Source organism: Marivita sp. (genome assembly GCF_048006345.1).
In the GTDB taxonomy this organism is placed as follows: Bacteria; Pseudomonadota; Alphaproteobacteria; order Rhodobacterales; family Rhodobacteraceae; genus Marivita.
In genome coordinates, this window is sequence record NZ_CP180351.1 from 4,011,213 (window position 1) to 4,036,732 (window position 25,520).

At 59.3% G+C, this 25,520-nt stretch carries 25 protein-coding genes; 19 read left to right on the plus strand and 6 right to left on the minus strand.

Annotation, left to right across the window (positions count from 1 at the left end):
• Positions 1 to 11 precede the first annotated feature (11 nt).
• Complete coding sequence (locus ACMVPR_RS19410; RefSeq protein WP_300583418.1) at positions 12 to 1,202, plus strand: biopolymer transporter ExbB; 1,191 nt, start codon at positions 12 to 14, stop codon at positions 1,200 to 1,202.
• 3 nt (positions 1,203 to 1,205) lie between these two features.
• Positions 1,206 to 3,470 carry a peptidoglycan -binding protein gene (locus ACMVPR_RS19415; protein WP_416884212.1) on the plus strand — a complete coding sequence of 755 codons (2,265 nt, stop codon included), beginning with the start codon at positions 1,206 to 1,208 and terminating at the stop codon, positions 3,468 to 3,470.
• A gap of 3 nt (positions 3,471 to 3,473) precedes the next feature.
• Here ACMVPR_RS19415 and ACMVPR_RS19420 read toward each other — a convergent pair whose 3' ends face one another.
• From ACMVPR_RS19420 to gloB, 3 genes are all read right to left on the minus strand, one after another.
• A complete protein-coding gene (locus ACMVPR_RS19420; RefSeq protein ID WP_416884213.1) occupies positions 3,474 to 4,427 on the minus strand; it encodes a M23 family metallopeptidase in 954 nt (317 codons plus the stop codon).
• The gene (clpA, locus tag ACMVPR_RS19425; protein WP_300583412.1) at positions 4,424 to 6,748 is read right to left on the minus strand and encodes an ATP-dependent Clp protease ATP-binding subunit ClpA; all 2,325 of its coding nucleotides are present in this window, start codon (positions 6,746 to 6,748) and stop codon (positions 4,424 to 4,426) included. The genes ACMVPR_RS19420 and clpA overlap by 4 nt, the downstream gene beginning before the upstream one ends.
• Before the next feature lie 156 nt (positions 6,749 to 6,904).
• Entirely contained in the window at positions 6,905 to 7,672 is a 768-nt protein-coding gene (gene gloB, locus ACMVPR_RS19430) for a hydroxyacylglutathione hydrolase (protein ID WP_416884214.1), read from the minus strand.
• Between the two features lie 62 nt (positions 7,673 to 7,734).
• Here gloB and ACMVPR_RS19435 point away from each other — a divergent pair, with 62 nt between their 5' ends.
• The 7 genes from ACMVPR_RS19435 (at position 7,735) to ACMVPR_RS19465 (ending at position 14,276) form a co-directional block, all read left to right on the plus strand.
• The gene (locus ACMVPR_RS19435) at positions 7,735 to 8,523 is read left to right on the plus strand and encodes a methyltransferase domain-containing protein (RefSeq protein WP_292264982.1); all 789 of its coding nucleotides are present in this window, start codon (positions 7,735 to 7,737) and stop codon (positions 8,521 to 8,523) included.
• Positions 8,524 to 8,858: 335 nt separating this feature from the next.
• On the plus strand, positions 8,859 to 9,425 hold the full coding sequence (locus ACMVPR_RS19440; RefSeq protein ID WP_292264981.1) for a F0F1 ATP synthase subunit delta: 567 nt from the start codon (positions 8,859 to 8,861) through the stop codon (positions 9,423 to 9,425).
• Entirely contained in the window at positions 9,426 to 10,964 is a 1,539-nt protein-coding gene (gene atpA / locus ACMVPR_RS19445) for a F0F1 ATP synthase subunit alpha (RefSeq protein ID WP_292264979.1), read from the plus strand.
• Positions 10,965 to 10,976: 12 nt separating this feature from the next.
• Positions 10,977 to 11,858, plus strand: coding sequence for a F0F1 ATP synthase subunit gamma (locus ACMVPR_RS19450; RefSeq protein ID WP_416884215.1), 882 nt, complete (start codon positions 10,977 to 10,979; stop codon positions 11,856 to 11,858).
• A 16-nt stretch (positions 11,859 to 11,874) separates the two neighbouring features.
• Complete coding sequence (atpD, locus tag ACMVPR_RS19455) at positions 11,875 to 13,299, plus strand: F0F1 ATP synthase subunit beta (RefSeq protein ID WP_416884216.1); 1,425 nt, start codon at positions 11,875 to 11,877, stop codon at positions 13,297 to 13,299.
• Positions 13,300 to 13,384: 85 nt separating this feature from the next.
• Positions 13,385 to 13,819, plus strand: coding sequence for a F0F1 ATP synthase subunit epsilon (locus ACMVPR_RS19460; protein WP_300583400.1), 435 nt, complete (start codon positions 13,385 to 13,387; stop codon positions 13,817 to 13,819).
• Between the two features lie 106 nt (positions 13,820 to 13,925).
• The gene (locus tag ACMVPR_RS19465) at positions 13,926 to 14,276 is read left to right on the plus strand and encodes an H-type lectin domain-containing protein (protein WP_300583398.1); all 351 of its coding nucleotides are present in this window, start codon (positions 13,926 to 13,928) and stop codon (positions 14,274 to 14,276) included.
• A gap of 93 nt (positions 14,277 to 14,369) precedes the next feature.
• Here ACMVPR_RS19465 and ACMVPR_RS19470 read toward each other — a convergent pair whose 3' ends face one another.
• Entirely contained in the window at positions 14,370 to 15,380 is a 1,011-nt protein-coding gene (locus ACMVPR_RS19470) for a ribose-phosphate pyrophosphokinase (protein ID WP_300583395.1), read from the minus strand.
• Between the two features lie 105 nt (positions 15,381 to 15,485).
• On the opposite strand from ACMVPR_RS19470, the gene ACMVPR_RS19475 reads away from it, so the two are divergent.
• The 8 genes from ACMVPR_RS19475 (at position 15,486) to rpsO (ending at position 21,201) form a co-directional block, all read left to right on the plus strand.
• The gene (locus ACMVPR_RS19475) at positions 15,486 to 16,085 is read left to right on the plus strand and encodes a 2-hydroxychromene-2-carboxylate isomerase (protein ID WP_300583392.1); all 600 of its coding nucleotides are present in this window, start codon (positions 15,486 to 15,488) and stop codon (positions 16,083 to 16,085) included.
• Positions 16,085 to 16,888 (plus strand): alpha/beta fold hydrolase, encoded by an 804-nt coding sequence (locus ACMVPR_RS19480; protein WP_416884217.1) that lies wholly within the window; start codon positions 16,085 to 16,087, stop codon positions 16,886 to 16,888. Before ACMVPR_RS19475 ends, ACMVPR_RS19480 begins: the two co-directional genes overlap by 1 nt.
• 70 nt (positions 16,889 to 16,958) lie before the next feature.
• Positions 16,959 to 17,882, plus strand: coding sequence for a tetratricopeptide repeat protein (locus tag ACMVPR_RS19485; RefSeq protein ID WP_416884218.1), 924 nt, complete (start codon positions 16,959 to 16,961; stop codon positions 17,880 to 17,882).
• A 62-nt stretch (positions 17,883 to 17,944) separates the two neighbouring features.
• Positions 17,945 to 18,553 (plus strand): LON peptidase substrate-binding domain-containing protein, encoded by a 609-nt coding sequence (locus ACMVPR_RS19490; protein ID WP_416884219.1) that lies wholly within the window; start codon positions 17,945 to 17,947, stop codon positions 18,551 to 18,553.
• Complete coding sequence (locus ACMVPR_RS19495; RefSeq protein ID WP_292264969.1) at positions 18,550 to 18,732, plus strand: Trm112 family protein; 183 nt, start codon at positions 18,550 to 18,552, stop codon at positions 18,730 to 18,732. Before ACMVPR_RS19490 ends, ACMVPR_RS19495 begins: the two co-directional genes overlap by 4 nt.
• A gap of 73 nt (positions 18,733 to 18,805) precedes the next feature.
• The gene (truB, locus tag ACMVPR_RS19500; RefSeq protein WP_416884220.1) at positions 18,806 to 19,714 is read left to right on the plus strand and encodes a tRNA pseudouridine(55) synthase TruB; all 909 of its coding nucleotides are present in this window, start codon (positions 18,806 to 18,808) and stop codon (positions 19,712 to 19,714) included.
• A complete protein-coding gene (locus ACMVPR_RS19505; protein WP_300583379.1) occupies positions 19,711 to 20,265 on the plus strand; it encodes a DUF1643 domain-containing protein in 555 nt (184 codons plus the stop codon). Before truB ends, ACMVPR_RS19505 begins: the two co-directional genes overlap by 4 nt.
• Positions 20,266 to 20,931: 666 nt before the next feature.
• Positions 20,932 to 21,201: a 30S ribosomal protein S15 gene (rpsO, locus tag ACMVPR_RS19510; RefSeq protein ID WP_292264966.1), complete on the plus strand. Its 270-nt coding sequence runs from the start codon at positions 20,932 to 20,934 to the stop codon at positions 21,199 to 21,201.
• A 234-nt stretch (positions 21,202 to 21,435) separates the two neighbouring features.
• Here rpsO and ACMVPR_RS19515 read toward each other — a convergent pair whose 3' ends face one another.
• Positions 21,436 to 21,663, minus strand: coding sequence for an N-(5'-phosphoribosyl)anthranilate isomerase (locus tag ACMVPR_RS19515; protein WP_416884221.1), 228 nt, complete (start codon positions 21,661 to 21,663; stop codon positions 21,436 to 21,438).
• A gap of 207 nt (positions 21,664 to 21,870) precedes the next feature.
• On the opposite strand from ACMVPR_RS19515, the gene pnp reads away from it, so the two are divergent.
• The gene (pnp, locus tag ACMVPR_RS19520) at positions 21,871 to 24,012 is read left to right on the plus strand and encodes a polyribonucleotide nucleotidyltransferase (RefSeq protein ID WP_416884222.1); all 2,142 of its coding nucleotides are present in this window, start codon (positions 21,871 to 21,873) and stop codon (positions 24,010 to 24,012) included.
• 109 nt (positions 24,013 to 24,121) lie between these two features.
• Positions 24,122 to 24,640, plus strand: coding sequence for a CIA30 family protein (locus ACMVPR_RS19525; protein ID WP_416884223.1), 519 nt, complete (start codon positions 24,122 to 24,124; stop codon positions 24,638 to 24,640).
• A 143-nt stretch (positions 24,641 to 24,783) separates the two neighbouring features.
• On the opposite strand, the gene ACMVPR_RS19530 is transcribed toward ACMVPR_RS19525, so the two are convergent.
• Positions 24,784 to 25,470, minus strand: a complete 687-nt coding sequence (locus tag ACMVPR_RS19530; protein WP_416884224.1) for a response regulator transcription factor — start codon at positions 25,468 to 25,470, stop codon at positions 24,784 to 24,786.
• Positions 25,471 to 25,520: the final 50 nt, after the last annotated feature.

The window sequence follows — 25,520 nt, forward strand, 5'->3', positions numbered from 1 at the left end:
GAACTGTCCGAATGGATCAGCCGGACATCGAGGCCGAGCCACAATTTTCCCAACCTGTCCGACAGGTGCTGATGATGCTCCTCGTTTTGGGGCTCACAGGGTTTGGTTGCTTTCTTGCCTTGCCAAGGGTTTTGCCCGTGTTCGAGGCAAACCCCTATCTGAACGGGTTTATCGCTTTCGTATTCGTGATCGGTGTGGTCGCCTGTTTCTGGCAGGTCTGGCAATTGATCCAATCGGTGCGCTGGATCGAGCATTTCGCAAAGGAACGCGAACGCGGCTTCGACAGCAAAGCGCCCTTGCTGCTTGCTCCGCTGGCGACATTGCTGCGGTCGCGCAACAAACGCATGCAGATCAACACCGCATCGACGCGGTCCATTCTGGATTCGGTGGCAACCCGCATCGACGAAGCGCGCGAGATCACGCGATATATCGTCAATCTCCTCATCTTTCTGGGGCTTTTGGGTACCTTTTACGGTTTGGCTACAACGGTTCCCGCGCTTGTCGACACGATCAGGGGCTTAGCGCCCCAAGACGGCGAAACAGGGGTCGAGGTATTTGCCCGGCTGATGGACGGGATGGACAACCAGTTGTCCGGCATGGGCGTTGCCTTTGCGTCTTCGCTGCTTGGTTTGGCGGGTTCTTTGGTGGTCGGGTTGCTGGAGCTGTTTGCAGGGCACGGACAGAACCGGTTCTATCGCGAGCTTGAGGAATGGCTGAGTTCCATCACCAAGCTGGGCTTTTCCAGCGGTGAAGGCGAGGGCGGCACTGATCTGGGCACTGCGGGTATCATCCTCGATCAGATGGTCGAGCAGATGGAGGGACTCCAGAACTTGTTCGCCCGGTCCGAAGAGGGCCGATCCGAAGTCGAGTATCGGCTGGGTCAATTGAGCGATACGCTTGAGCGCATGACCGAACGGATGGAGGCAACCGCGCCAAGCGCAACGGCCTTTGCCCGGATCGCGGACAGTCAGGATCGCTTGATCGACGTTCTCACGCACAAGACCGAAAACGAAGGTCTGGATGCGGAAAGCCGCATGCGGCTGCGGTCGATCGACGTTCAGATGCTGCGCATCCTCGAAGAGGTGGCGGCGGGGCGGCAGGAAACCATGGCGGAACTGCGGACCGATCTGAATGCGATAGCCCGCGCGTTGGACCGTATGGCCCGCAACTCGGGACGCAAGACCGACAAGAGCGAGGGCTAAGTCATGGCCCTGTCACGGCGCACCGGAGCCCGGTTCCAGGCCTCGATCTGGCCCGGTTTCGTGGATGCGATGACGGGGCTCTTGCTTGTCCTGATGTTTGTGCTGACCATTTTCATGGTTGTGCAGGCGGTGCTGCGCGACACCATCACTGGGCAGGAAAACGAACTCGACTCCCTGTCGTCCGAGATTGCCGAGCTTGCCCGTGCGCTGGGCGTTGAGCAGCAGCGAACCACCTCGTTGACCAACCAGCTTGGTGAATTGAATGCAACGCTGGACAACACGCAGGCGCGCCTCTCTGAACAGGAGGCGATCATTGCGTCGCTGTCGGCCACGCGGGAAAGGCAGGCTGCAGCGCTCGAAGCAGCAGATGCGCGGATTGCATCGTTCGAAGAACAAGTGGCGGGTTTGCTTTCCGAGCGCGATACGGCGCGGGATCAGGTTGCGGAATTGACCGAAGCCCGGGCCCAATTGCTGACAGAACAAGAGGCGCTCAACCTCGCATTGGCAACCGCCCGGAGCGAGATCGACGAACAGGTCGAGGCGGCAAGACTGGCAGCCGCACGCCGCGAGGCGCTTGAGGCTTTGGTTGCGGATTTGCGGGCCGAAAATGCCGAAACGACCGAGCAGGTCGGTGCGCTGACGGCGCAGGTGGCCGATCTGGAAAATGCGCTGAGTGATGAGGAAGCGGCCAAGCTGGCCGAAGCTGCAGCCGCGGAAGCGCTGCGCGCGCGGCTGGAAAACGCAGATGCGGAACTGACCGCGATGACCATGGCGCTTGAGGAACAGCGGGCGCGGGCCGAGGAAACGTTGACCTTGCTTGCGGCGGCGCGGAGCGCCGAGGAAGATCTCAATGCTCGCCTGGCCGCAGCGCTGCTCGAGGGGCGTGACACCGCCGACAGCTTGCAGGCGCGGCTGGATGCGGCCTTGGCCGAAAGCGAAGAGAAACTGGCGTCCTTGCAGGCGCAGTTGGACGCGACGGTTGAGCAGGGTGATGAGACGGAAGCAACTCTGCGCGCGCAACTGGCGGCACAGGCGACCCGGATTGCCGCACTCGAGCAAGAAATCGCGGACACGCAGGTGGATCGTACAACCCTGTCGTCGCTCGAGGCACGGTTGTCTCAGGCGTTGATCCGCGTGTCCGAGGCGACGGCCCTTGAAGAGCGGCTTGAAGAACTACGCGCAGAGAACGCGGCACTCAGCGCCGATCTGAGCGGGTCCGAACAAACGACCGCGGAACTGCAGGCCACGGCGGACGCCTTGCGGCAAGCATTGGCCGAGGCACAGGCCGAGGCGGCTGCACGCAGCGGCAGCGAACAGACACTCGAACAGCGGCTTGCGGCGGCCTTAGCGCAGCAGACGGCCACGGCGGCATCACTCGAAGAAACACGCGACCAGTTGGCCGCTGCTTTGGCAGCACAAATCGCGGCCGAGACATCCCTGGAAGATCGACTGTCAGAGTCCGAGCAACGTCAGCTCTTGCTGGAACAAGCCCGAGACAGGTTGGATGCGGAAACCCAGCGCGCGACCGAGGCGCAGCGTCAGACGGAGTTGCTCAACCAGCAGGTTGGCGCATTGCGCCGTCAGTTGTCGTCGTTGCAGGCGCTTCTTGATGAAGCGCAGGTGCGGGATACGGCGGCGCAGATCCAACTTGAAAGCCTTGGCAGCGAGTTGAACACCGCCTTGGCACGTGTGGCTGCAGAAGAACGTCGGCGGCGTCAATTGGAAGAGGCGGAGCGCATCCGGCTTGAAGAAGAACGCCAGCGGCTGGAGGAAGAAAAGCAACGTTTGGCAGGGGAAAATCAAGACCTGGAGCAATACCGGTCGGAGTTCTTCGGTCGGCTGCGTGAGGTCTTGGGCAACCGTGAGGGCGTGCGGATCGAAGGGGACCGCTTCGTCTTTTCGTCCGAGGTTCTGTTCCCGTCTGCACAGGCCTCCCTTTCGCCGGAAGGCCGCGCGCAGGTTGCGAATGTTGCTGCGATCCTGCGGGACGTGTCGCAGGACATTCCCGAGGGCATCAACTGGATCATTCGGGTCGATGGCCATACCGACAATGTGCCTCTTTCGGGACAAGGGCCTTTTGCCGACAACTGGGAACTTTCGCAGGCGCGCGCCTTGTCGGTTGTGCGCTACATGATCGACGAACTCGGCATTCCACCACGCCGCCTGTCGGCGAACGGGTTCGGGGAATACCAGCCGGTGACCACCGAGGACACACCAGAGGCGCGGGCACAGAACCGGCGGATCGAACTCAAACTGACCGAACAATAGCGCCTATTCGACGGTGACGTCGGCATGGCGCACGGCTAGGATCGTGTTGCCTCGGACCAGCCGGGCATATCCGCGATAGTCACCCTTGGGCCAACCGGCATCGGGCGCACGCCGCCCATAGGCGCGCATCGACTGTGCCTGATCCTGATCCAGCGTCGCTGTATGGTCGAACACATCACCACCAGGGCCGGTTATCGCCAGTTCGATCCGGTCATGGGTGTTGCCCTGAAAGATATGGGCATAAAGCACCATCGTATCCGTCGGGGACAGGACGGTGCGGCGGGCTATTCCGGTTTGAACCGCATCGAGGTCTGGCACAGAGTCAGAGATGCCAACCGTAAAGAGACCGGCATCCGCGTAGGGTGGCGTGTCCAGCCAGAGGGTTTCAAAGGGTTCGCTGCAGGCGTTGGCTTGGCTGGGCGCAAAGGGATCAACGATCTCTGACCCTTGAGTGATCGTCAGGTGCAGATGCGGGTAGTTGGTCAGACCGCTCAGGCCAACCTCGCCCAGCAGTTGGCCTTGCACCACACGTTGCCCCGGTGTGACGCGCACTGACCCCAGCTTCATATGGCAATAGACGGATTGATAGCCGTTGCCGTGATTGATGCGGACGGCATTGCCGCATTCCTCTCCGTTCAGATCGGTGCCCGGCACATAGGGTTGATCGGGGCGCGTGTTGCGGATCGCCTCGACCCGGCCATCGGCGGCTGCGATCACGCGGACGCCTGTCTCCATCTGCTCGAAACTGAGAAGGGCGAAATCGGTGCCGCTGTGGCCATCCCGGGTCTTCAGCCCGCAACGATAATCCTTGGCGGCCTCTGTTGGGTCAACGTCGGGATAATCCTCAATGACGCAGGTTTCGCCCAACACGCAGTCAAGCGGCATGCCCAGAAACGAAACGTCCGCCACAACAGGTGTGGCGGACGTGATGAGTATCGCGATCAGACTGCGGATCACTCCGCCGTTAGAAGCGGGGGCTTCTTGCTGGACAGGCGCGGATTTTCCGGACCGAAGGTTTCCAGCACCAGCTTGCCGTCTTTGACCGAGACCTTGACGACCCCGCCTTTTGCAAGCTTGCCAAACAGCAATTCTTCCGCGAGCGGTTTCTTGATGTCTTCCTGGATCACGCGGCCCAGAGGGCGTGCGCCCATCTTGTCGTCGTAACCCTTGTCGGCCAGCCATTCGGCTGCAGGCTTGGTCAGTTCGATGGTCACGTTGCGATCCATCAGCTGCGCTTCGAGTTGCAGCACGAACTTTTCGACGACTTGCAGGATCACAGACTTCGGCAGCGGTGCAAAGGAGATCACGGCATCCAGACGGTTGCGGAATTCCGGCGTGAACGTGCGTTCGATCGCGGCGGTATCTTCGCCCTCCCGACGGTCACGTCCAAAGCCAATCGCCGATTTCGCCTGTTCTGCTGCCCCGGCGTTCGAGGTCATGATCAGGATCACATTGCGGAAGCTGACGGTGCGACCGTTGTGGTCGGTCAGTGATCCGTGGTCCATCACCTGCAACAGGATGTTGTAGACATCCGGGTGCGCCTTTTCGATTTCGTCAAGCAGCAGCACACAATGCGGATGCTGGTCGACACCATCGGTGAGCTGACCACCCTGATCGAACCCGACATATCCCGGAGGCGCGCCGATCAGTCGGCTGACCGCGTGTTTCTCCATGTACTCGGACATGTCGAAGCGGAGCAGTTCCACACCCAGCGTGTCCGCCAGTTGCTTTGCCACCTCGGTTTTACCCACACCGGTCGGACCCGCAAAGAGGTAGTTGCCGATGGGCTTTTCGGGTTCCCGAAGTCCGGCGCGCGCCAGTTTGATCGCCGAAGACAGCGCTTCGATGGCGGCATCCTGCCCGAAGACCACGCGCTTGAGCGAAGCTTCGAGATCCTTGAGCACCTCTGCATCGTCCTTGGACACGTTCTTTGGCGGGATGCGGGCGATCTTGGCCACAACGGCCTCGATTTCCTTGGCACCCAGCGACTTACGCCGCTTGGATTCCGCGACCAGATGCTGGGCGGCGCCAGCTTCGTCGATCACGTCGATCGCCTTGTCGGGCAGCTTGCGGTCGTTGATATACCGCGCGGACAGTTCCACAGCGGTCTTGATCGCCTCAGCGGTGTACTTCACGCCGTGGTGTTCCTCGAAATAGGGCTTTAGGCCCTTGAGGATCTTGATCGTGTCTTCGACCGAAGGTTCGTTCACGTCAATCTTCTGGAACCGACGGCTGAGCGCGCGGTCCTTTTCGAAGTGCTGACGGAATTCTTTATAGGTGGTGGACCCCATGCAGCGCAGCTTGCCGCCCTGAAGCGCGGGCTTCAGCAGGTTGGAGGCATCCATCGCCCCGCCAGAGGTCGCCCCCGCACCGATCACGGTGTGGATCTCGTCGATGAACAACACCGCATCGTCGTGATCTTCGAGTTCCGTCATCACGGCTTTCAGACGTTCCTCGAAATCGCCGCGATACCGTGTGCCGGCCAGCAATGCGCCCATGTCGAGCGAATAGATGGTCGTCTTCGACAGAACCTCGGGCGTTTCGCCTGCCACGATCTTGCGCGCAAGACCTTCGGCAATCGCGGTTTTGCCAACGCCGGGGTCGCCCACGAGAAGTGGGTTGTTCTTACGACGACGGCACAGAACCTGAATGCAGCGTTCCACTTCGGAATCGCGGCCGATCAGTGGGTCGATATCGCCTTCGCGCGATTTCTTGTTCAGATCCACGCAGTACTTCGCCAGTGCGGATTCTTTCTGTTCGCCCTGCGGTTCCGCAGATTGCGTTTCTTCTTCGTTGTTCGACGCGCCGGTCACCGGGCGGCTTTCACCGTAGGCCGGATTCTTGGCGACGCCGTGCGCGATGAAGTTCACCGCATCGTAGCGGGTCATGTCTTGGTCCTGCAGGAAATAGGCGGCGTTGCTTTCACGCTCTGCAAAGATCGCGACCAGCACGTTTGCCCCGGTCACTTCGCTGCGACCCGAGCTTTGGACATGGATCGCGGCGCGCTGGATCACGCGCTGGAAGGCGGCCGTCGGCACGGCCTCGGAGCCTTCGATATCGGTCACGAGGTTCGACAGGTCATCGTCGATATAGTCGACGAGCGTCGTACGCAGCTCTTCCGTGTCGACCGAACACGCTTTCATCACGCGAACCGCGTCAGGTTCGTCGATCAGCGCCAGCAGCAGATGCTCCAGCGTTGCGAACTCATGCGACCTCGAATTGGCCAGAGCCAATGCCGAGTGAATTGCCTGCTCAAGAGTATTCGAAAATGAAGGCACGGTTGAGTGCTCCTTCTTTGTTTGTTGCGACGCACGCTACGACACAACTGTCATCTTCTTCTTAAACTGTGGTCGTTACCTACAAACCTTCAAGTTTTTTCTTCGTCTTGACGGGGTACAGGGGTGCGATTGCGCGCACGTTCTTGTGAAATTGCCTCAGAAGCGATCCTTTCGGGCGCGAATTTCGGCAAATACGTCAACCGGCTCTGCACCGATCATGTCCAAGTGGGCTTGGATTGCAGGGTCAGCGGCGCGCAGGAAGGGGTTTGTCGCCGCTTCTTCGGAAAGTTTGCTGGGAACCGTCGGTTCGTTGCTGTCACGCTTAGAATTTATGCGATCTATCCGGGCTTTCAAGTCGGCATTTTCAGGATCGATGGTGATCGCGAAGCGTGCATTGGCCTGCGTGTATTCGTGGCCCGAACAAATCAGCGTCTCCGGATCAAGCGCCGCGAGCTTTTGCAGGCTGTCCCACATCTGCGCCGCTGTTCCTTCGAACAGCCGACCGCACCCCAGGGCCATGAGGCTGTCGGCTGTGAAAGCATAGCCGGACGCAGCGGCGACGAAGGCAACATGCCCAATTGTGTGCCCGGATACGTCAAGAACGTCGATCACCTCTCCGCCGAACTCGAACCTGTCACTGTCTGCGACTTCGCGGTTCAATGGGGGAAGCCGGTGCCGGTCGGCTGTGGCACCCGTGACCTTGGCGTCAAATACTTTAAGAAGATTGTCCACACCGCCAATGTGGTCATGATGGTGATGGGTCAGCCAGATCTCGGTCAGAGTCCAGTTCCGCTTGGCCAGTTCATCCAGAATGGGTTTGGCGTCGGGAACGTCGATACACGCCGTTGCACCGCTGTCGCTGTCGTGAAGCAGATAAGTGTAATTGTCCGACAGCGCAGGCAGGGTCACGAGTTCGAGAGGCATGGCGTTTCTTTCCGTGGTGGTTACATTAACGGCAACCTAGGCCAAAATGTTCGGAGGCCCAAATGCATCTCGACGTGCAGCGCTTGCACAGCTTCTACTATCGAAGTGCGATAGGTCGCGTGGCGCAGCGCGTTGTCCGGGATCAGGTGACCACGTTTTGGCCCGAAGCGAAACAGCAATCGGTGGGGGGCTTCGGGTTCGCGGTGCCTTTGCTGCGTCCCTACCTTGCCGATGCGCGGCGCGTGATTGGTCTTATGCCGGCACAGCAGGGGGTGATGCCGTGGCCAGCCGGGATGCCGAATGTGTCCGTGCTTTGCGAGGAAACGCTGTGGCCGATCGAGAACGGGCGCTTTGACAAGCTGATCCTGATGCATGGCTTGGAAACGTCGGAGCGCCCCTCCGCACTGCTTGAGGAGTGTTGGCGCGTGCTCGGTCCGGGGGGGAAGGCGCTCTTTATCGTGCCGAACCGGTCAGGGCTCTGGGCGCGGTCGGATGCGACGCCCTTCGGGTTTGGCCGACCCTATTCGATGGGACAGCTTGAGGCGCAACTCAAGGCGCACAACTTTGCACCGCAGCGGCACACCGCCGTTCTGTACCAGCCGCCATCGACCCGACGCTTCTGGATGAAGACCGGGCGCTTCTGGGAATCGATGGGGCGCAGCGTGTCCGCTCTTATCGCAGGCGGCGTTCTGATGGTCGAAGTGACCAAGACCAATCCGACACCGCGTGGCACAAAGGCAGGAAGTCGGGTGCTCAACCCGCTGGGGAACCTTGTGCCGACACCGTCGTCGAAACCGGCACGGGCCCGCGTGCAGGGAAAATCGGCCGCATTTGACCACGGCGATTTCTGACGCTGTTCACACTGTGCCCACTTTTTGTGCATGTGCAGCAAAAGGTGACAACGCGAGACAGGCTTGAAAAAGACGCTTTGCGCCAACAGGAATCGGCAAACATGACCAATCCGCTCGGAAAAGATGCAACTTTCTTGCGCGCAATAGGTCGCACTTGTGGTTAACTCATTGTAAAACAACAACATGTGGGTGCTTTCAAAATCACCATACCGTGTTGCGGGCTGAGGAAGCCTCTGCTACATCCGCGCTGATTTCTATGCCATGCGGCATTTGCCAAACTGAAAACGCCTCTGACCACCGGTAATTCGGGGGATCGGAGGCAGAATAGCGGAAGGGTGGACGTGTCTGAATCAGCATCCATTTCCTCTGGCATCGCGGATCGCTATGCCAAGGCGGTCTTCGACCTCGCCAAAGAGGGTAAAGAGCTCGATAAGCTCGAAGCGAATCTCGACGATCTGTCGGCCGCACTTGCCAGCAGCCCGGAACTGACCGACCTGATCCATTCGCCGGTCTACAGCCGTGACGCGCAGTCCAATGCGATCACAGCGGTTGCAGCCAAGATGGGTTTGACAAAGACGATGCAGAACGTTCTGGCGCTGATGGCGTCCAAGCGCCGTCTGTTCGTCCTGCCGCAGATGATCAACCGTCTGCGCGACCAGATCGCGGAAGAAAAGGGCGAGGTTACGGCCGATGTCGTCTCCGCCGTCAAACTGACCGCCGCCCAGTCGAAAGAGCTTGCCAATACGCTCAAGACGAAAGTTGGCAAAGATGTTAAGATCAATGCGACCGTTGATGAATCCCTCATCGGCGGTCTTGTCGTTAAAGTGGGCTCGAAGATGATCGACACGTCGATCCGCTCCAAGCTCAACTCCCTCCAGAATGCAATGAAAGAGGTCGGATAAATGGGTATCCAAGCAGCCGAGATTTCTGCGATCCTTAAGGAGCAGATCAAGAACTTCGGGCAGGACGCCGAAGTCACCGAGGTGGGCCGAGTCCTGTCTGTTGGTGACGGTATTGCGCGCGTTTACGGCCTCGACAACATTCAGGCCGGTGAAATGGTCGAATTCCCGGGCGGAATTCGCGGCATGGCGCTCAACCTTGAAGCCGACAACGTCGGTATCGTAATCTTCGGTTCCGACCGGGACATCAAGGAAGGCGACACCGTCAAGCGCACCAAGGCCATCGTGGACGTGCCGGTTGGCGACGAACTGCTGGGCCGCGTTGTGGACGGTCTGGGCAACCCGATTGACGGCAAGGGTCCGATCAAGACCTCCAAGCGTTCCATCGCGGACGTGAAGGCACCGGGCATCATCCCGCGTAAGTCGGTTCACGAACCGATGGCAACCGGCCTCAAGGCCGTTGACTCGATGATCCCGATTGGCCGTGGCCAGCGCGAACTCATCATTGGTGACCGTCAGACCGGCAAGACCGCCGTTGCTCTGGACGCGATCCTGAACCAGAAATCCTACAACGACGCAGCCGGCGATGACGAGAGCAAGAAGCTCTACTGTATCTACGTCGCTGTCGGTCAGAAGCGCTCAACCGTGGCGCAGCTGGTGAAAAAGCTCGAAGAGAGCGGCGCGATTGAATACTCGATCGTGGTTGCAGCAACCGCGTCCGACCCGGCGCCGATGCAGTTCCTCGCACCCTACGCGGCGACATCGATGGCCGAGCATTTCCGTGACAATGGCCGCCATGCGCTGATCATCTATGATGACCTGTCCAAGCAGGCCGTTGCGTACCGTCAGATGTCCCTGCTGCTGCGCCGTCCGCCGGGCCGCGAAGCCTATCCGGGTGACGTTTTCTATCTCCACTCGCGCCTGCTCGAGCGGTCTGCCAAGCTGAACGAAGACAATGGCTCCGGTTCGCTGACGGCTCTGCCGATCATTGAAACCCAGGGTGGTGACGTGTCGGCCTTTATTCCGACCAACGTGATCTCGATCACCGACGGCCAGATCTTCCTCGAAACCGAACTCTTCTACCAGGGTATTCGCCCGGCCGTGAACACCGGTCTGTCGGTGTCTCGTGTGGGTTCGTCCGCTCAGACAAGCGCGATGTCCTCGGTTGCGGGTCCGGTGAAACTGTCCCTCGCTCAGTACCGCGAAATGGCAGCCTTCGCCCAGTTCGGATCCGACCTCGACGCCTCGACCCAGCAGTTGCTGAACCGCGGTGCGCGTCTGACCGAACTGATGAAGCAGCCGCAGTATTCGCCGCTGACCAACGCGGAAATCGTCTGCGTGATCTTTGCGGGCACCAACGGCTTCCTGGACAAGATCCCGCTGGATCGCGTCAAGGATTTCGAAGCGGGTCTGCTCGGCCACCTGCGTGGCAAGCGTCAGGACATCCTCGATTGGATCACCAACGACGATCCCAAGATCAAGGGTGACGCCGCAGACAAACTCAAGGCCGCGATTGCCGAATACGCCGCCGACTTCTCGTAAGGAGACGAGGCAATGCCAAATCTCAAGGATTTGAAAAACCGGATCGCGTCGGTCAAATCGACCCGCAAGATCACCAAGGCGATGCAAATGGTGGCCGCCGCAAAACTGCGGCGGGCACAGGATGCTGCCGAAATGGCCCGTCCTTACACCGAGCGGTTCAACGCCGTGATGGGTGCTTTGGCGGCCAGCGTTGGTGACAGCGACAGCGCACCGAAACTGCTGAGCGGCACCGGCAAGGACGACGTTCATCTGCTTGTCGTCATGACGGCGGAACGCGGACTGTGTGGCGGCTTCAACGCGAACATCGCGAAGCTGGCCAAGCAGAAGGCGTTGGAGCTCAAGGCCAAAGGCAAGACGGTCAAAATTCTGACTGTCGGCAAAAAAGGCCGTGAAGCGATGAAGCGGGACTTCGGCAACCTGTCCGTTGGCCATATCGACATGAGCGATGTGAAACGGGTCGGGTATGTGGATGCACAAGGCATCGCCAAGGATATCCTTGGTCGCTTTGATGCAGGCGAGTTTGACGTGGCGACGATCTTCTATTCGAAGTTCGTGAACGTCGTCAGCCAGGTTCCGACGGCCCAGCAGGTCATCCCGGCCTCGTTCGACGCCCCTGCGGAAGGCACGGCCGAAGCCAGCACGCTCTATGATTATGAGCCGGATGAAGAGGCGATCCTCGCCGATCTTCTGCCGCGCGGTGTGGCGACGCAGATCTTTGCGGCGCTGCTTGAAAACGGTGCCTCTGAACAGGGTGCCCGGATGAGCGCGATGGACAACGCAACCCGCAACGCGGGCGAAATGATCGACAAGCTCACCATCGAATACAACCGTTCACGTCAGGCCGTGATTACCAACGAACTGATCGAAATTATCTCGGGCGCCGAGGCGCTCTAAGAACCGGAGACGAAACATGGCAAACGCAAAAGGCAAAATCACGCAGGTGATCGGCGCCGTCGTGGACGTTCAGTTCGACGACCACCTGCCGGCTATTTTGAACTCGCTGACCACAGACAACAACGGCAAGAAGCTCGTTCTGGAAGTGGCACAGCACCTTGGCGAAAACACCGTGCGCACCATCGCGATGGACGCAACCGAGGGCCTCGTCCGGGGTCAGGAAGTTGTCGACACCGACGGTCCGATCTCGGTTCCGGTGGGTGCAGCGACACTCGGCCGTATTCTGAACGTCGTCGGTGAACCGGTGGACGAAGGTGGCCCTGTTGAAGCGGACGAATACCGCCCGATCCACGCGCCTGCGCCCGAATTCGCGGAACAGTCGACAGAGTCCGAAATCCTCGTCACCGGCATCAAGGTGATCGACCTTCTCGCACCCTACTCCAAGGGTGGTAAGATCGGTCTCTTCGGCGGTGCCGGCGTGGGCAAGACCGTTCTAATCATGGAACTGATCAACAACATCGCGAAAGTGCACTCGGGTTACTCGGTGTTCGCGGGTGTGGGTGAACGGACCCGTGAGGGCAACGACCTTTACCACGAAATGATCGAATCCAACGTTATCAAGCCGGACAACCTCAAGGAAAGCCAGGTGGCCCTTGTGTACGGTCAGATGAACGAGCCTCCGGGAGCACGTGCACGCGTGGCCCTGACCGGTCTGACGCTCGCGGAACAGTTCCGTGACCAGTCCGGGACCGACGTTCTGTTCTTCGTGGACAACATCTTCCGCTTCACTCAGGCCGGTTCCGAGGTGTCCGCTCTCTTGGGTCGTATCCCGTCCGCTGTGGGCTACCAGCCGACACTGGCGACCGACATGGGTCAGATGCAGGAACGCATCACATCGACCAAAGCTGGCTCGATCACGTCGATCCAGGCCGTGTACGTGCCTGCGGACGACCTTACCGACCCCGCGCCTGCGACGACCTTTGCTCACCTGGACGCAACAACCGTTCTGTCGCGTGCGATTTCCGAGCTTGGCATCTATCCGGCGGTGGACCCGCTCAACTCCAACTCGCGTCTGATGGACCCGCAGATCGTGGGCGAAGAGCACTACCAGGTGGCTCGTGACGTTCAGGGTATCCTGCAGCGCTACAAGTCGCTCCAGGACATCATCGCGATCCTCGGCATGGACGAACTGTCCGAAGAGGACAAGATGACCGTGGCCCGTGCCCGCAAGATCCAGCGCTTCCTGTCGCAGCCCTTCGACGTTGCGAAGGTCTTTACCGGGTCTGACGGTGTTCAGGTTCCGCTCGAAGACACGATCTCGTCCTTCAAGGCCGTTGTGGCCGGCGAGTACGATCACCTGCCCGAAGGCGCCTTCTACATGGTTGGCGGCATCGAGGAAGTGAAAGCCAAAGCCGAAAAGATGGCGGCAGACGCAGCCTAATCCGGGTGCTCATCAGCCCTCGCGGGCTTCCTCGCGAGGGTGCCCGTAAGGGCAGACGAGCGCACCACCCAAAAGGAGATCACTCATGGCAGAGACCATGCAATTCGATCTGGTCAGCCCCGAGCGCAGCCTGATGTCGGCGCAGGTCAAATCTGTGCAGATCCCGGGTGCCGATGGCGACATGACGGCGATGCCGAACCATGCGCCGCTCATCACCACGCTGCGCCCCGGTGTTCTCAAGGTCGAGACCGACAAGGGCATCGAAGAGTTTGTGGTGACCGGTGGTTTCGCCGAACTGGGCGAAGGCCTGTCCGTTCTTGCGGAACGTGCCGTTCCGAAAGCTGATGTCGATCAGGCCGCCTACGAGGCGATGGTCGATGAGGCGCATGCCGCCTACAAGCAGGTCAAGGAAACCTTCAAGAACGAACCCGGTCCGGTCGACGATGCTGCCAAGTTGCTGGCCGACATGGTCGCTGTGGGCACGCATATCGGTCTGTCCACGAAACAACCGTCGCTCTGATCCGAGTTCTGTTTCCAGATCAAAGGCCCCGCGACACCGCGGGGCTTTTTTCGTTTTGTGCCGTTTTGCCTTGCGGTAGAACGGCCAGACGTCAAGAGATGGTACCATGCAAGTCATCAACAGTTCACGGATCGGGATCGCACAAGGCTCGGTTGATCTCTTCTCGGATTTCGAGGAGGGCGGCGAGATGTGGACGGGCGAAGGGTCACGCGCGCGCAGCCAGTGGATCGCCTTCGATCAACAATTCGCGGTGCCGCCGATTGTGCATGTGTCACTGACGCTTTGGGACATGGACAGCGCTCATAACGTCCGTGCGGACCTTGCAGCCGAGAACATCTCGGAAACCGGGTTCGACGCCGTGTTCAGAACATGGAAGGACACCAAGGTGGCGCGTGTTCGGATTTCGTGGATTGCCATCGGGGCGGTTACGGATGACGACGATTGGGATGTGACCTGAAGCGCAGAGCAAGCGCATCAGGTGCAGCGCATCACAAGCCGGATCGCATCACCGGACCGTCCCTTTTGTCCGCAGGGGCGACGACGCCCTGACTTACAGGATGCCTTCGTAAATCGGGCCCAGCGTTTCCGTCTCGAACAGAGACGACACAGATGTCCCGTTCCAGATGTTCAGGATCGCCTGCGCGAACATCGGTGCTGTCGGGACGATGCGAATGTTCTTCGCGTTTGCAACGGCGTCGGTTGCCTGGATGGAGTCGGTGATCACGAGAGACTTCATCACCGAATTGGTGATCCGCTCGACCGCGGGGCCGGACAGAACGCCGTGGGTGATATAGGAATGCACTTCGGTTGCACCGTGTTGCATCAGGACCTCGGCTGCTTTGCAGAGGGTTCCGGCAGTGTCACAAATGTCGTCAACGATAATGCACTTCTTCGCGGTCACATCGCCGATCACGGTCATCTCGGCAACTTCACCGGGCTTTTCGCGGCGCTTGTCCACGATGGCGAGCGGCGCATTGATCCGTTTGGCCAGTTCGCGCGCGCGGGCCACGCCGCCGACATCGGGGGACACGATCATCACGTCCGATGTATCCCCTTTGAACTGCTCCAGAATGTCCAAAGCAAAGATCGGTGACGCATAGAGGTTGTCCACCGGGATGTCGAAGAAACCCTGAATCTGGGCCGCGTGCAGGTCCATTGTCAGAACCCGTTCGATCCCCGCTTCAACGATCATATTGGCCACCAGTTTCGCGCTGATCGGCGTGCGGGCCTTCGAACGGCGGTCCTGACGGGCATAGCCGAAATAGGGGATCACGGCGGTGATACGCGCAGCCGATGACCGGCGCAGGGCGTCGGACATGATCAGCAGTTCCATCAGGTTGTCGTTGGCCGGGTTCGACGTTGGCTGGATGATGAACATGTCCTCGCCGCGAACGTTTTCGTAGACCTCGACAAAGATTTCCTGATCGTTGAACCGTTCCACGCGGGCATCGACCAATCCCACACTCATGCCGCGATACATGGTCATGCGTCGGGCAATCGCCTTGGCCAGAGGCATATTGCCATTGCCAGAGATCAGTTTGGGTTCATCAATGCTTGGCATGGCGGCAGGCTCCGTAGGCAGTCGGTTATGACAAATTCGTGACGTTGCGCTCGCCTTAGCATGGGCCTACCGTCGCGCAAAGCAACTGACGTCCGGAGGGACCAAATGGCCCACATTGATTACTTCTTCTCAACACTTTCCCCATACGCCTATCTTGCGGGCATGCGGATGGAAGAGGTCGCGGCGAAACACGGCGCAACCATCACCTACAAACCTTTGGATGTAGTTGCCCTGTTCGGGCGCACCGGGGGCACGCCACCCAAGGAACGGCATCCGAGCCGGCAACAATTGCGGGCGCAGGAACTGACCCGTCAGTCGAAAAAGCTCGGGATGCCATTCAACTTGCAACCGGCGTTCTGGCCCACCAACGGCGCGCCGTCGTCCTATGCGATCATTGCAGCCCAAAACGCAGGCGGCGGTGATCTGGGCAAGCTGGCGCACGGGTTTCTGCGGGCAGTCTGGGCCGAGAACAAAGACATCGCGCAGGATGACGTCGTCCGCAGCACGCTTGCCGATGCCGGGTTTGATCCGGCTCTGGCCGACAGCGGACTGCTCAGCGGGGCGGAAACCTATGCGGCAAATCTCGAAGAAGCCGCGTCCAGAGGCGTTTTTGGAGCACCGTTTTACATCACCGATGGCGACCAGCGGTTTTGGGGCCAAGACCGGATAGAAGACCTCGATCTGCATCTCGCCGGAAGGCTTTGATGCCGCACGACGTGAAAGGCGGGTTCCCGGTTTTCATCCGCTCGTTTGGCCATGGGCCAGAACCGGCGGTGCTTTTGCATTGCGCTTTGGCACACTCCAAAATCTGGACCCCGCTCGCCACTCTGTTGTCGGACAGACTTTCCATGACGGCTCCGGATATGCCCAGTCATGGTCGCAGTGCGCCTTGGGATCACCGCGGCGATTTGCACGATCAAGTCACAACGGTTGCCCGCGACTGCCTTGGTGACGGTGGACATGTGATCGGGCACAGTTTCGGCGCAACCGTGGCGCTGCGGGTTGCGATAGAAGAACCGGACAAGGTGCGCAGCCTCACGTTGATTGAACCGGTGTTTTTTGCCGCCGCGCGGGACAGCGATGAGGCGGTCTTTCAAGACTACCTTGACAGCGCGCAAGCCTTCGGCGCGGCATTGGAGCAAGAGGACTGGGCAACTGCAGCCGCAGATTTTTTCCGTGTTTGGGGCGACGGTCGCCCTTGGGAGGCGCTCAGCGAAAAGGAGCAGATGCAGTCGTCTGCGCAGATGCCCTTCATTCTGGAAACCCAACCCTGTCTGATCGACGACGCCCATGGGTTGTTGGAACCGGGACGGCTCGAGGGCATCACATGTCCAACGCGATTGATCCGGGGCGCAAACTCTGTTCCGGTCATTGCGGCGATTCACAAAACGCTGTCGCAGCGGATACCGGGGGCTGTAGATGTCGCCGTCGCCGACGCCGGGCATATGGTTCCGATCACCCATCCAGACCGTGTGGCCCGTCTTATCGGCGACCTGATCGGGGGCTGACCCCTTGCAAGACCGGGTTCGGTGCGCCATCTACGCCGTGACTGGACGGTAACGGCGACAGGAGACGCAGATGATCGAACTTGGACAAAGCCCGGCCGCGGCTGACCTGATCAAGGACGTGTCGCAGGATGCGTTCATGGCCGAAGTGATCGACGGAAGCATGCAGACCCCGGTGATCGTGGATTTCTGGGCGCCGTGGTGTGGACCGTGCAAGACGCTTGGCCCGATGCTCGAAGGCGAGGTGACCCGCGCCCGTGGTGCGGTCAAGATGGCCAAGGTGAACGTGGACGAGGCGCAGGGGCTGGTGCAGGCGCTGGCCCAGCAAGGGTTGCCCATCCAGTCGATCCCGACCGTGGTGGCCTTTGTCAAAGGGCGTCCGGTGAACATGTTCCAAGGAGCGCTGCCTGCATCCGAAATCAAGGCCTTCGTCGAGCGCGTGATCAAGGCAGCCGGTGGTGATGCAAGCGGCGGTCTGGATGATGCGGTTGAAGCCGCCGAAGAGATGCTGGAGGCAGGCGCGGCCGTAGATGCGATGCAGACCTTTGCAGCGGTCCTCGAAGAAGACCCATTGCATGCCCGCGCATATGCAGGCCTCGTGCGGTGTGCGATCGCTGTCGATGACCTTGATCAGGCTGAAGCCATTCTGAACGGCGCATCGGCCGAGATCTCCGGCAAACCCGAACTTGAGGCTGTGCACGCGCAACTCGAACTTGCCAAGCAGGCGAGCAATTCCGGCCCGGTGGCCGAATTGCAAGCTGCCGTAGAAACGGACCCAGACAACCATCAGGCGCGGTTCGATCTGGCACAGGCCCTTTACGCCAAAGGGGATGGGCAGGCCGCCGTCGATCACCTTCTCGAACTGTTCCGCCGGGATCGCGAATGGAACGAAGGTGCTGCCAAAGCCCAGTTGATGACGATTTTCGAAGCGCTGAAACCAAACGATCCGGTGGCTTTGAACGGGCGTCGAAAATTGAGCTCGATGATATTTGCCTGATCGTTCGGTCAGGCTACGTCACTGCCCATGACAAAGTCACCGAATTGCCCGGGTCTATTCCCGTGTTTCCGTTGCCCGGGGCGCTTCTGCTGCCCCGCGCCCGGCTTCCGTTGCATCTGTTCGAGCCGCGCTACCTGCAAATGCTTGAAGATGCTCTTAAAACGCCATCTCGTCTGATCGGGATGGTGCAACCCAATGCGCGACCGAAAGGCGACAAGGGTGCTTTGCATCGCATCGGGTGCGCCGGACGTGTCACCCAGTTTTCGGAAACCGAAGACGGGCGCTACATGATTACCCTGTGCGGGATTTCACGGTTCCGGATCGGAGATGAGGTTGAAGGATTTACGCCCTATCGCCGGTTCGAGGTGAATTGGGATGGGTTTGATCGCGACCAAGGTGGACCGGAGCATGATCGCGGGTTCGATCGCGATGCGTTTCTTGACCTGTTGGACCGCTACTTTTCGGCGCGGGATCTTTCCGCCGATTGGGCGACACTCAAAGATGCCGACAATGAACTTCTGATCAATTCGCTGTCCATGTTGCTGGATTTCGAGCCGGAAGAGAAACAGGCCTTGCTCGAAGCGCCGTCGCTGTCCACGCGCCGTGAAACACTGGTCACGCTGATCGAATACGCGCTGCGCGGCGGCCAGTCCGAGGATATCCTGCAATGACCGAATTGCCGGGGTTTGACCGCAAGATGCTTGAGGCGCTTGTCTGCCCGCAAACGCAGGGGCGGCTCGAATATGATGCAGCCAAGCAGGAGCTCATCAGTCATTCTGCGCATCTGGCCTACCCGATCCGGGACGGCATCCCGATCATGTTGATCGACGAAGCGCGGGATATCGACTGACCGTCCGCTGACGAATTGACAGACAGGGTGCCCTGCGATACCTCGCCGATCTTTCAGGCATGGGAGAGGCAGAATGGCACGCAAACGCAAGGGGCGCGATATTTCCGGGTGGCTGGTGGTGGACAAACCCGCAGGCCTGACCTCGACGGCCGTGGTCAACAAAGTCCGCTGGGCGTTCGATGCCAGGAAGGCAGGCCATGCCGGAACCCTTGACCCCGAAGCGACGGGTGTTCTTGCGGTTGCCCTGGGCGAAGCCACCAAGACGGTGCCCTATATCACCGATGCCCTCAAAGCCTACGAGTTTACCGTACGGTTCGGACAGGCGACCCGTACGGACGATGCCGAAGGAGAGGTAATCGCAACCTCGGATCTGCGTCCGTCTGACGACGAAATCAAGGAAGCTCTGCACCAGTTTGTCGGCGACATCCAACAGGTCCCTCCGCAGTTTTCGGCGGTCATGATCGACGGCGAACGCGCCTATAAGCGCGCCCGCGATGGCGAGGAAATGGAGATCGCGGCGCGTCCCCTGTTCGTCGATGAACTGACTCTTCTCGACCGACCGGACACGGACCATGCCGTGTTGATGCTGGTGTGCGGCAAGGGCGGATATGTGCGCTCCATCGCCCGCGATTTGGGCGAGGCATTGGGGTGCCTTGGTCATGTTCTGCGGCTCCGTCGGGTCTGGTCTGGCCCGTTTGAGGCCGAAGACGGCCTTAGCCTCGAACAGTTAGACGCCCTTGCCAGAACGCCGGAACTTGATGCGCATCTTCTTCCTTTGGAGGAAGGTTTGGCAGATCTTCCGGAGTTGACCTGCACGCCCGAGGCCGCTGCCAGATTGCGCAATGGCAATCCGGCAATGGTGATCGCCTCCGGGGTCGAATACGGCGATGAGTGTTGGGTGTCCTGCGATGGAGTTCCGGTTGCCGTGGGACGTTACAAATCAGGCGAAGTGCACCCGTCGCGCGTTTTCGTCACCGCATGACCGCCCTGCCGTCAGAGCTGCATAACGCATTGGTCTACCGGTCCCACGAAGCCGAAGGGTGTTTGTCGCAGGTCTGGTATTCGCAGTGCGACCAATACCGTTACGGCTTGTCGCGGGTTTGGGACAACGCCAAGCCCAGTCTCTTGTTCATCATGTTGAACCCATCCACGGCAGACGAGCACCGCAATGATCCCACGGTCGCGCGATGTGAAACGCGTGCGCGTGCGATGGGATTTGGCGGTGTCATGGTGGCAAACCTCTTTGCCTATCGCGCCACCCGCCCAGAGGATTTGAAGCAGGCGACTGCGCCATGTGGCGATGCGAACGATGCCGTTTTGGATCACTGGCTACACGTTGCCGGGATGAGTCTGGCGGCTTGGGGGGTACATGGCGGCCACGAGGGCCGGGGCCGGGAACTGGCGCGGAGGATCACGGGTCCGCTCTATCATTTGGGTTTGACCAAAGACGGTCATCCCCGCCATCCGCTTTATGTTTCTTTTGCGACTGCGCCCAAGGAATGGCGTTTCAAACATCGCTATTCTGAGGGGTGATCCTTCGAATTTTACGCTTCTTTTCCGCTAGGCGAAGCTGAGGTGAGCGATTGTTTACAGCTTTGACGTAAGGCTGAGCGGCGATCTGAAGAATGTGGGCCAATATGCTGTTCGTTGCGGGGTCATTTATTGGCGGCATCACCCAAGCCTTGCGAATATGTGCTGCGCAGGCGCGATCTTTCGGACGCGGCCATAGGATTCCGTCACCTGTGGACTGGCCGGATGTTCCGATCGACGCCATCGGCCTTTTCCGCCGTACGGGCAGAATCCACCAGAAGGGCTCTCGTCCGCGCTCGCCTGTTCGGCTCGCGTCTTATGAGGACGTCGAGGAGTTTCTTTGCGCACAGACAAGTTTGCTGGCAGGCCATCCGCCGAAAATCACCTTGCGGCTGTGCGGCGGGGATCCTGATTGGACAGAGGTTCTGATGGATGGCGCATGTCTGGCGCAAGTGCCCACCGCCAAACTTGTTGCCAAAACGAGATGTGCCAGAGGTTTACAAACAGCACGGTGACAATAGACGGCGACAGCAAGGATAAGGGCCTTCCAAAACTGAAGTTTATCGCCTATACGCCCGCATCCGTACATCGTGCGGAGATTCTCCACGGGCCCTGCTGGACGACATCCCGGCTTGTGCCATTCACTCAAACCTTCGAAAGGAGACCCCGATGTCGATCACTGTTGAAGAAAAGAATCGCCTGATCAAGGAATTCGCAACCAAAGACGGCGATACTGGTTCGCCCGAAGTCCAGGTTGCCATCCTGACCTCGCGTATCGCTACCCTGACCGAGCACTTCAAGACCCACAAGAAAGACAACCATTCGCGTCGTGGTCTGCTCAAGCTGGTTGCGCAGCGTCGTAAGCTTCTGGATTACACCAAAGCCAAAGACGAAGAGCGGTATCAGAATCTGATCCAGCGTCTGGGCATTCGCCGCTGAGGATTTTGGACATCCTCATGTGAATTGCAGGGGATATTCGAATATGGCCGCGCAATCTTTGCGCGGCTTTTTCTTTTTGTCTTGGTGGCAACATTGAGGTGCGGGGCGTAATGAAACCTTAATCTGTTTCCCCGAATTTTCGCAGAAAATTCGGGGCCTGCGAACAAGAGTGTTTGCCATCCACAAAGTGCGGTCAATCGGATCATGCGGGAAACAGAGCAGGCTTGGGCGGCATCACAACCAACGCTTAACCGGGGCGTCCGAACAGATGACGATGAATTGACCTGCACATTCAAGCAGATGAAATCCGCGTCCCTCGACTTCGCAGATGAACCGCTCCCGCCCGATTTCGCGTTCCACCCACGGCACTGCGCGTCGCACAATTCCGCCTTTTGCAACGGCCTTTGCAGCAAAAACCTGTTCGATCCATTGATCCGGGATGTGACGGTCTACGACTTCCATAAACCATCCTTGCCCATGCAGTGTTAAGCCGACGTAAAGACACGTCAGATCCCTTTCCAAACCCGCAATAATCCTGTATGGCCCCCCAATCTGAGACGTGACGCTTCGACCCTGGCGCATGGAATGATGAAAGGGTCGGCGGCAATGGGGCCGCCATGAAAACGGGAGACCCGGAGGGCCGGGAGTGCTCCCTTACAGGAAACGAAGATGTTCAACATTTCGACGAAAAGCATGCAGTGGGGCGAAGAAACGCTCACACTGGAAACGGGCAAGGTTGCTCGTCAGGCCGATGGCAGCGTGATTGCAACCCTCGGCGAAACCTCGGTCATGGCCAACGTGACCTTTGCAAAGCAGACCAAACCCGGTCAGGATTTCTTTCCGCTGACCGTCCATTACCAGGAAAAATACTATGCCGCCGGTAAAGTGCCGGGTGGCTTCTTCAAGCGCGAAGCGCGTCCGACCGAAAAGGAAACGCTGACCGCGCGCCTGATCGACCGTCCGATCCGCCCGCTGTTCGTGCCGGGCTTCAAGAACGAAGTTCTGGTGATGTGTACTGTTCTGTCGCACGATCTGGTCAATGACCCCGACATCGTGGCGATGATCGCTGCGTCTGCCGCGCTGACCATTTCCGGCGCGCCGTTCATGGGCCCGATCGCGGGCTGCCGTGTGGGTTATGTCGATGGCGAATACATCCTCAACCCCGAGGTCGAGGATATGGACCAGCTGCGCAACAACCCCGAGCAGCGGCTCGATCTGGTTGTCGCAGGCACCAAAGACGCCGTGATGATGGTGGAATCCGAAGCGTACGAGCTGACCGAGGACGAAATGCTCGGTGCTGTGACGTTTGCGCATGAACAGATCCAGCCGGTGATCGATCTGATCATCGATCTGGCCGAAGACGCCGCGAAAGAGCCGTTTGATTTCCAGCCGCCGGATTACTCCGACCTCTATGCGGCTGTGAAAGCCGCAGGCGAGGACAAGATCCGCGCCGCCTATGCGATCACCGACAAGCAGGAACGCACCACAGCCGTGTCCGCAGCCAAATCGGCGATCATGGAAGCCCTGACCGAAGAGCAGCTTGCGGATGAGAACCTTGGTTCCGCCCTGAAAAAGCTCGAGGCATCCGTTCTGCGCGGTGATGTTGTCAAGACAGGCAAGCGGATCGACGGGCGTGCTCTCGATACAGTTCGTCCGATCGTGTGTGAAACCGGCCTTCTTCCGAGGACTCACGGGTCCGCGCTTTTCACCCGTGGTGAAACGCAAGGTCTTGTTGTGACCACGCTGGGCACCGGCGACGATGAACAGATCATCGATGCGCTGCATGGCAACTCCCGCTCCAACTTCCTGTTGCACTACAACTTCCCGCCCTACTCGGTGGGTGAGGTTGGGCGTGTCGGGTCGCCGGGGCGTCGCGAAATCGGTCACGGCAAACTGGCGTGGCGCGCGCTGCAGGCTGTTCTGCCGGCACCGACCGATTTCCCCTACACCATTCGCGTGGTGTCCGAGATCACCGAATCCAACGGCTCGTCCTCGATGGCGTCGGTCTGCGGTGGCTCGCTGTCCATGATGGATGCAGGTGTTCCGCTGAAATCCGCGGTGGCTGGTGTCGCGATGGGTTTGATCCTGGAAGAGGATGGCTCTTACGCCGTTCTGACCGATATCCTGGGTGACGAAGATCACCTTGGCGACATGGACTTCAAAGTGGCGGGAACCGAGAACGGGATCACGTCGCTGCAGATGGACATCAAGGTCGCGGGCATCACACCGGAGATCATGAAGAAGGCTCTTGCTCAGGCAAAAGAAGGCCGTCTGCATATTCTGGGTGAGATGAACAAGGCGCTCACCGGTGCTGCGGAATTCTCGATCCACGCGCCGCGCATCGAGACGATGCAGATCCCGACCGACAAGATCCGTGAAGTGATCGGCTCGGGCGGTAAAGTCATCCGCGAGATCGTGGAAGTGTCCGGTGCCAAGGTCGACATCAACGACGACGGTGTCATCAAGATTGCCAGCCCGAATGGCGAAGCCATCAAGACCGCCTATGACATGATCTATTCGATCGTGGCAGAGCCGGAAGAGGGCCATGTCTACAAGGGCAAGGTCGTGAAGATCGTCGATTTCGGCGCCTTTGTGAACTTCTTCGGCAAGCGGGATGGTCTGGTCCACGTGTCCCAGATCGAAAACCGCCGCCTGAACCATCCTTCGGATGTGCTCAAGGAAGGTCAGGAAGTCTATGTCAAGCTTCTGGGCTTTGATGACCGCGGCAAGGTGCGCCTTGCGATGAAGATGGTCGATCAGGAAACCGGCGAAGAGCTGGCACCAGAGAAAAAAGCTGAAGACGCCGAGTGATCGTGATCCTTGGACGACTAAGTGTCTGAAAGAAAAGCGCCTCATTCAGAGGCGCTTTTTTTATTCTCCGAGTGGACTAAATGTCCCACGGGGTAATGGGGGAATGGTCATGTCGATCATGTTTGTGGGGCAATCGCTCTCGGAAACCGTATTCGAAGATTTTTCAGGTGACGCTGCCGAAAGGTGGGATTTTGTTGCTGATACCGTGATGGGCGGCGTCTCATCGGGGAGGGCCGAGATTGTCGGCGATGGCAACAAGAGAGCCTTGCGTCTGCGGGGCACAGTCCGGACCGACAACAACGGAGGTTTCATTCAGGCGCGCCGTCGGTTTTCAGAGCCTTGGCCGCACGATGCCGAAGGGTTGCGGCTGCGTGTCCAAGGCAATGGAGCGCGGTATTTCGTGTTCCTCAAGACGCCGAACTTGTCGCGTGTCTGGCATTCCTATCGCGCGCCTTTTGTCGCCAAGACCAAGTGGCACAGCGTGGATATTCCGTTCCATATGTTCAGCCCGTCCCATATGGGCATGCCGGCGATGGTGACCGCTTCTGACGTCAATAGCATCGCCATCGTGGCCTATGGCGATGACTACGGCGCGGACGTCTCGGTCAGCGGCATCCGCCTCTCCTAAAAAAAGACCCCGGAGAGTTTCCGGGGCCAGGTCCAACAGGGAGGTGCATATGATGACCCGCATATGCGACGGGAACTGTTACGACCCAGATAAAAGATGCGATTGCCATGCTTCTTTGATCTGAATCAAAATAGACCAAGGTCTTATGACACGAGGCGATAGCCACCCGACTCCGTCACCAGCAAACGCGCATTGGAGGGATCGGGTTCAATCTTTTGCCGAAGGCGGTAGATGTGTGTTTCCAGCGTGTGCGTTGTCACGCCGGCGTTGTAGCCCCACACCTCGTGGAGCAGAGTGTCCCGTGCGACCACACCATCGGTGGAGCGGTAGAGGAACTTCAGGATGTTGGTTTCCTTTTCCGTCAGACGGATTTTCTTGTCGTCTTCTGTCATCAAGAGCTTCATCGACGGTTTGAATGTGTACGGCCCAAGCGTAAAGATGGCGTCTTCAGATTGTTCATGCTGGCGCAACTGCGCACGGATGCGCGCCAGAAGGACCGGGAACTTGAAAGGTTTGGTGACATAGTCGTTGGCACCGGCATCAAGGCCCAGAATGGTGTCCGCGTCCGAGTCGTGCCCAGTCAGCATGAGCACCGGGGCCTTGACCCCTTGCTTGCGCATCAGGCGGCAGAGTTCGCGGCCATCTGTATCGGGCAGACCCACATCGAGGATGATCAGGTCATAAAGCTGTTCCTTGACCCGACCCATCGCGGCAGTCCCGCAATCCGCTTCGAACACTTCGAAGTCTTCGGTCATGACCAGTTGCTCTGCCAGAGCCTCGCGCAGGTCGTCGTCGTCGTCGACCAGTAGGATATTCTTGAGCTGTGCCATCGTGTTGTCTCTCCGTCGGTTTCAAGACAGATGGGCAAGACGTTGCGCGT

Coding starts and splice junctions, on each gene's coding strand:
- ACMVPR_RS19525 (WP_416884223.1), top strand. CDS start 24,122: ATGTCGATCATGTTTGTGGGGCAATCGCTCTCGGAAACCGTATTCGAA.
- ACMVPR_RS19470 (WP_300583395.1), bottom strand. CDS start 15,380: ATGCCAAGCATTGATGAACCCAAACTGATCTCTGGCAATGGCAATATG.
- truB (WP_416884220.1), top strand. CDS start 18,806: ATGGCACGCAAACGCAAGGGGCGCGATATTTCCGGGTGGCTGGTGGTG.
- ACMVPR_RS19435 (WP_292264982.1), top strand. CDS start 7,735: ATGCATCTCGACGTGCAGCGCTTGCACAGCTTCTACTATCGAAGTGCG.
- pnp (WP_416884222.1), top strand. CDS start 21,871: ATGTTCAACATTTCGACGAAAAGCATGCAGTGGGGCGAAGAAACGCTC.
- ACMVPR_RS19505 (WP_300583379.1), top strand. CDS start 19,711: ATGACCGCCCTGCCGTCAGAGCTGCATAACGCATTGGTCTACCGGTCC.
- ACMVPR_RS19460 (WP_300583400.1), top strand. CDS start 13,385: ATGGCAGAGACCATGCAATTCGATCTGGTCAGCCCCGAGCGCAGCCTG.
- ACMVPR_RS19410 (WP_300583418.1), top strand. CDS start 12: ATGGATCAGCCGGACATCGAGGCCGAGCCACAATTTTCCCAACCTGTC.
- ACMVPR_RS19515 (WP_416884221.1), bottom strand. CDS start 21,663: ATGGAAGTCGTAGACCGTCACATCCCGGATCAATGGATCGAACAGGTT.
- ACMVPR_RS19415 (WP_416884212.1), top strand. CDS start 1,206: ATGGCCCTGTCACGGCGCACCGGAGCCCGGTTCCAGGCCTCGATCTGG.
- atpD (WP_416884216.1), top strand. CDS start 11,875: ATGGCAAACGCAAAAGGCAAAATCACGCAGGTGATCGGCGCCGTCGTG.
- ACMVPR_RS19480 (WP_416884217.1), top strand. CDS start 16,085: ATGCCGCACGACGTGAAAGGCGGGTTCCCGGTTTTCATCCGCTCGTTT.
- ACMVPR_RS19450 (WP_416884215.1), top strand. CDS start 10,977: ATGCCAAATCTCAAGGATTTGAAAAACCGGATCGCGTCGGTCAAATCG.
- rpsO (WP_292264966.1), top strand. CDS start 20,932: ATGTCGATCACTGTTGAAGAAAAGAATCGCCTGATCAAGGAATTCGCA.
- ACMVPR_RS19530 (WP_416884224.1), bottom strand. CDS start 25,470: ATGGCACAGCTCAAGAATATCCTACTGGTCGACGACGACGACGACCTG.
- ACMVPR_RS19495 (WP_292264969.1), top strand. CDS start 18,550: ATGACCGAATTGCCGGGGTTTGACCGCAAGATGCTTGAGGCGCTTGTC.
- gloB (WP_416884214.1), bottom strand. CDS start 7,672: ATGCCTCTCGAACTCGTGACCCTGCCTGCGCTGTCGGACAATTACACT.
- atpA (WP_292264979.1), top strand. CDS start 9,426: ATGGGTATCCAAGCAGCCGAGATTTCTGCGATCCTTAAGGAGCAGATC.
- ACMVPR_RS19475 (WP_300583392.1), top strand. CDS start 15,486: ATGGCCCACATTGATTACTTCTTCTCAACACTTTCCCCATACGCCTAT.
- ACMVPR_RS19485 (WP_416884218.1), top strand. CDS start 16,959: ATGATCGAACTTGGACAAAGCCCGGCCGCGGCTGACCTGATCAAGGAC.
- ACMVPR_RS19465 (WP_300583398.1), top strand. CDS start 13,926: ATGCAAGTCATCAACAGTTCACGGATCGGGATCGCACAAGGCTCGGTT.